We start from the raw sequence: 5,130 nt of genomic DNA, 5'->3' as shown, positions 1-5,130 counted from the left end.
TACAGCAAGTTATTGGCAACCTGGTTGCTAACAGCGTTGCTTATGGAGATTTGAAGCAGCCAATCATCATCACTTCATCTTGTGAAGAGCATCAAACCATTGTGTCCGTTCGCAACCAGGGCGCGATTATCCCTGAGTCATTGATGGCGACTCTATTCGAACCCATGATCCGCGGCACCAACGACCGTAACGCACGCAGCGTAGGGCTTGGATTGTTCATCGTGAGGGAAATCGCCCGGTCACATGGAGGGAACGTCACGGTGTGTTCCAACACCGAAGAAGGCACAACGTTTGAAGTCTTTTTTCCACAAATTCAGTCTTAGAAACCCGGAATTTTTCAGCTTTTTGTTCCCACACGTACCTTGCCGCTGAAGACTCTGAATCCATAAGTGTTGTAGATCAACGTCACCGGTATCAACACGGCAAAGCCGACGAGCATGAAGACCTGGCTATTGGGCTTTGAGGTGGCGGCTTGCAGCGTCAGACCCGGGGGAATGATCAGCGGATAAAGCGCGACGAGCATCAAGGCGAACGCCAGTACGAATACACCCAGGGCGCAGAACAGCGGTACCCAGTCAGAACGACTGCGAAACCCTGATCGGAATACCACCAGCAAAGCCATCAGAATCAAAACCGCGGGTACCCACACCACCGGCGCCGTCAGCCGCTGCGAGTACTGATCGTGCAAGGTGGTGGTCCAAGCGACTAAAACCAGCAGAAGCCCTGCCGTGCCCCAAGCCAGCTGCTTCGCCTGACGCGCAGAACGGTGCTGCAGTTCATCAACGGTTCGCCAATACAGCCAGCAAGCGCCCAGCCAGGTATAGCCCAGCACGAGTACGAGGCCGCAAAATAGCGGAAAGGGTTCGAGCCACTCGCGGCCATCGCCACTGTACTGACTGCCCAGATGGGGGACGCCTTTGACCAGGGTGCCGAGCACAATACCTTGAATCAGTCCCGTGCACAGGGAGCCACACAGCAACACGCCGTCGATCAGCCGTTTAACGCGCTCGCTGGGCGCGTGATCACGAAATTCAAGCGCCATTGCACGCAGTATCAATGCCAGAAACATGGCGATAAATGGCACGTAAAGCGCGGGGAGCAGAATGGCGTAGGCCAGCGGAAACAAAGCCAGAAGCCCGCCGCCACCGAGAACGAGCCAGGTTTCGTTGGCATCCCAAATCGGCAGGATGGTCACAGCCATGGCGCGTCGATTGCGGCTGCTATGCGTCAGGCCCAGCAGTATGCCGACACCCAGATCGGTTCCGTCGAGCAACACATAGTTCATCACCGAGAATGCCAGAGCTGCTGCACACAACAGGGTCAGCCAGTCAGTGTCCATCGACTCGTTTCCTCAAGACCGTCCGGTTTCGTCAGGCAATGTTGGTTGCGGACCTGGCTCGCCACGGCGCGGTGGCTCACGTAGCAAACGCATCAGCACCCACAAGCCGATGCCGAATACCAGCAGATAGAACAGCAGAATTCCCCACGTAGAAGTCACCACCTGCTCGCGTGAGACCCGTGACACGCTGTCGGCCGTGCGCAGTAGCCCGTAGACGGTAAAGGGCTGACGCCCGACCTCAGTGACGATCCAACCACTGAGCATCGCTACAAATCCCGTTGGGGCCATCAGCACACAGCTCCATAACCACCCGCGTGCAATGTACAGACGCTTACGAAAGCGAAGAACGAGGCTGGCGATGCCTTGCGCCAACATCATCAACCCCAGCCCGACCATCAGGCGAAATGCGAAAAATACTGGCGGCACCGGCGGAATGTCCTCAGGCGCGAACTCGTCCAGTGCGGCGATGGTGCCGCTCAGGTCGTGACGAAGGTAAAGCGAGCCGATCCGCGGAATAGCCACTTCCCAGTGATTGCGTCTTTCGGACATATCCGGCCAGCCGAATAGGCGCAGCGGTTCACCCGCACCTGCGGGTGGACGCGTCCACGAACCTTCAATGGCGGCTACCTTCTGCGGTTGAACCTTCAAAGTGTGTTCGCCATGTAGGTCGCCGACCACAATTTGCGCGGGAGTTAGAGCCACGACCGTCCATAAGGCCATGGACAATTGCAGGCGTGCGCGGGGATTGTGCGAGGTTTTGAGCAACTGCCAGGCACTGGCGCCGGCCACCAGCGTTGCCGAACCCAGCAGCGCGGCCAATGTCATATGCGCCAGGCGATAGGGGAACGAGGGATTGAAAATGATCGCCCACCAGTTTTCGGCCAGAAAGCGCCCCTCCCCTGACATCGAATAGCCTGCGGGTGTGTGCATCCAGGAGTTGGCCGACAGTATCCAAAATGCGCTGATCAACGAACCCATGGCTACGGCACCAGTGGCGAAGAAATGCAGTCGTGGGCCGACCTTCTTCAATCCGAAAAGCATGATGCCCAAGAACCCGGCCTCGAGGAAAAACGCCGCCAACACTTCGTAGAACATCAACGGTCCAAGAATATCGCCCGCCTGTACCACCAGACGCGACCAGTTCAGCCCAAACTGATATTCCAAAATCAGCCCTGACGCCGTACCCACCGCCACATTAAGGGCGAATATCTTGAGCCAGTAGTGATAGACATCCAGATAGACTTCGCGACCGGTCTTGAGCCACAACGCCTCGAGTACCAGTAGAAAATTCGACAGACCGATGGTGAACGCCGCCAGCACGATGTGAAAACTGATGGTGATCGCGAACTGGGCACGCGCCGCCGTGAGGACTGAGTCGAGGGCTTCCACGTATGACTCCCGGCTTGTGATCAGACGATTAGGTTGCTCAACACTTCTGTGAGCGCTTGCCGCTATGGCGTTTCGCTTTCTCACTCGAGAATTGGAACGTTTCCACTCAATGGTTGAGCCGACCTATTCATCATAGTTGCGCCTACCAACAGTGATAGCGCACTCATTTGTCGTTTTGTAGGCGGGCGAGGAGCACTGCTGTGGTACCTGTGGCGAGCAGATACCGAGGATGCTTTTCAGGGTGCACGCTTGAAGTGTTTTTTGCGCACGCTTGTTCGCCTTTCAGTCAGCGATCACGCTCATGTTTCGGCCGCTGGTCTTGGCAATGTAGAGCGCTTTATCAGCAGCACCAATCAGATCGTCCGGGGTGTCCTCAGCTCTTGGGCTACAGGCGCTTACACCGATGCTGACCGTCACTATCCCCTGCTCGCTGTCTTTGTGTGCAATCTGCGCTTGTTCTACTGCGTTGCGGATCTTTTGCGCGACGATAAAAGCCCCAACGTAATCGGTTGCCGGCAGAACAACTGCGAACTCCTCGCCGCCAAATCGTGCAGCGAGATCGCCTGGTCTCTTAATGTTTTCAAGGATGATCCCACTTAGCCTGCGTAGACACTCGTCACCGACCAAGTGGCCATACCGATCATTGAAACGCTTGAAGTGATCGACGTCGATCATCAGCAAGGCCAGGGTGGTGTGACCACGTTTGGCCCTTCCCATCTCAGCCTGCGTGAACAAGTCGAACTGGCGACGGTTTGCGAGCCCGGTCAGTGCGTCTTCCAAGGCGAGCAGTTCCAGGGTTCGATTCACATCAAGCAGCTTGTCTTGAGCGCCCAGTAATTCGTTTTGAATTCGGTTCTGTTGTTTCATCAACCGGATGAAGCGATAACCGATCCCACCCAAAACGCTCATCAGCAAAATTACGATGGCGGAGCTCATCAATGTTTCCTGCCACCAGCTTGCCAATACCTCCTCTTTATTCATGGCTGAAAACACCACGAGAGGATACCCACTGACCCGTCGAAACCCGACGACGCGTTCTATACCATCTACGTATGATCTGACCGTGGCCGTTCCAGAAGGCCCTTTTGGTAGCAACTGGGTGAATAGCGGGCCGTCCGCAACGCTGCTGCCAATGATCGCATCGTTAAAGGGGCGTCGAATGACGATTCTGGCGTCGGAGGAAATCAGGTTGATAACGCCATTACTGCCAATATCGATGCTGTTGTAGAGCTTGAGAAAGTGATCAAGATAGATAGTTGCCAATGCCACGCCTGCAAAACTGCCATCAGGGTTGTTGATCCTGCGCGACACCGGCAGGACCCAATCGCCCGTTGAGCGACTTTTGATGGACAGCCCTACATGCGGGCCTCGGTCAGGATGATCGCGATGGTAGATAAAATACTCACGATCGGCGTTATTTGCGTTCGGCGGCAGGATGCCGCTCGAGTCCGCTATCCAGGCGCCGTTCTGGTCATAGATAAATAACCCATGCAACTGTGGCAGCTCGTTTCGCTGTGCATTGAGAAGACGTAGTAGGAGAGGTAACTGCTCCGGGCTCATTCCTTCCGTTTCAATTCGATCGACCAAGCTGAACAGCACGGTGTCGGCTTGTTTGATGGATGCCTGAGCTTGTGACGCCAGGGTTTGCGCGAGGTTGGCCATTGACACTTCCTTGTCGTGCAACCGGTACTCACGCGAACTCCAGCCCTCCCAGATGGCAACCACCACTAGCGAAAGGCAAACTGCCAGGAGAAAGCCGATCGCTGCGCGAACCTTGTCTTTCGTCACCCCGTGCTCAGACGTGGTGAGCTCTGCTTCCTTAACTTTTGCAAGACCAGCTGCGAAAGACTCGTGAGGCATAATTTGCCCTTTATGATATTGAGCGGCGAGACATTCCCTTAGCTCGTTTTGACTCAATGTGCACCCGCAGGCGCCTGACACCATTCGACCATACTCCAAGAAAATTGGGTGAACTGGCAAGGGAGGGCATCAAGATCCCATGGATTAGGGGGTCTAGGTCTCAGACGAATTGTGGCACGCTGATTTTTTCTCATCCGGGAACATGTCGTAGATCTAAGTCTCCAATGCCGCGGCGGTCGACTGGTGGGTATTAATTCCTGGACGATTCAGTTCCGGTACTACACTGACGGACGTGAAATTTCTTTTGAACTCGCCAGACGTTAAGGATCCGGAGATTGAAGCTCACTTGGGAAGGTCTACTGCCAATTTCTGGCAAAGTCATCGTGATTGAAGACGATCCGACGCTTCGTATGCTCATGGGCGATATCCTGAAGGAAATCGGCGCACAGTCCCTAGCCTTTGAGACAGCTGACGATGCTTTGACATATTTGCTTGAGGCGCATGTGCCGTGCCCTCTGGTGGTGGTGGATCATGCATTACCG

Annotated in this window: 4 protein-coding genes and 1 pseudogene; 2 read left to right on the top strand and 3 right to left on the bottom strand. The window is 55.2% G+C overall.

Annotated features, from left to right (window positions below; all coding sequences use genetic code 11):
- The coding region (locus HT737_RS28630; RefSeq protein WP_182404503.1) for a sensor histidine kinase KdpD at positions 1 to 323 on the top strand (323 nt) is incomplete at its 5' end.
- Positions 324 to 337: 14 nt separating this feature from the next.
- On the opposite strand, the gene cydB is transcribed toward HT737_RS28630, so the two are convergent.
- From cydB to HT737_RS28615, 3 genes are all read right to left on the bottom strand, one after another.
- The gene (gene cydB / locus HT737_RS28625; protein WP_182404502.1) at positions 338 to 1,339 is read right to left on the bottom strand and encodes a cytochrome d ubiquinol oxidase subunit II; all 1,002 of its coding nucleotides are present in this window, start codon (positions 1,337 to 1,339) and stop codon (positions 338 to 340) included.
- A gap of 12 nt (positions 1,340 to 1,351) precedes the next feature.
- Positions 1,352 to 2,728, bottom strand: coding sequence for a cytochrome ubiquinol oxidase subunit I (locus HT737_RS28620; protein ID WP_182404501.1), 1,377 nt, complete (start codon positions 2,726 to 2,728; stop codon positions 1,352 to 1,354).
- 282 nt (positions 2,729 to 3,010) lie between these two features.
- Positions 3,011 to 4,588 (bottom strand): sensor domain-containing diguanylate cyclase, encoded by a 1,578-nt coding sequence (locus tag HT737_RS28615; protein WP_182404500.1) that lies wholly within the window; start codon positions 4,586 to 4,588, stop codon positions 3,011 to 3,013.
- Between the two features lie 335 nt (positions 4,589 to 4,923).
- On the opposite strand from HT737_RS28615, the pseudogene HT737_RS28610 reads away from it, so the two are divergent.
- Positions 4,924 to 5,130: pseudogene (locus HT737_RS28610) on the top strand (response regulator); the annotation flags it as partial.

The sequence above is a fragment of the Pseudomonas sp. MD195_PC81_125 genome, from assembly GCF_014060985.1.
In the GTDB taxonomy this organism is placed as follows: Bacteria; Pseudomonadota; Gammaproteobacteria; order Pseudomonadales; family Pseudomonadaceae; genus Aquipseudomonas; species Aquipseudomonas parakoreensis.
This window is presented reverse-complemented; position numbering and strand designations above follow the sequence as displayed.

Coding starts and splice junctions, on each gene's coding strand:
- cydB (WP_182404502.1), bottom strand. CDS start 1,339: ATGGACACTGACTGGCTGACCCTGTTGTGTGCAGCAGCTCTGGCATTC.
- HT737_RS28615 (WP_182404500.1), bottom strand. CDS start 4,588: ATGCCTCACGAGTCTTTCGCAGCTGGTCTTGCAAAAGTTAAGGAAGCA.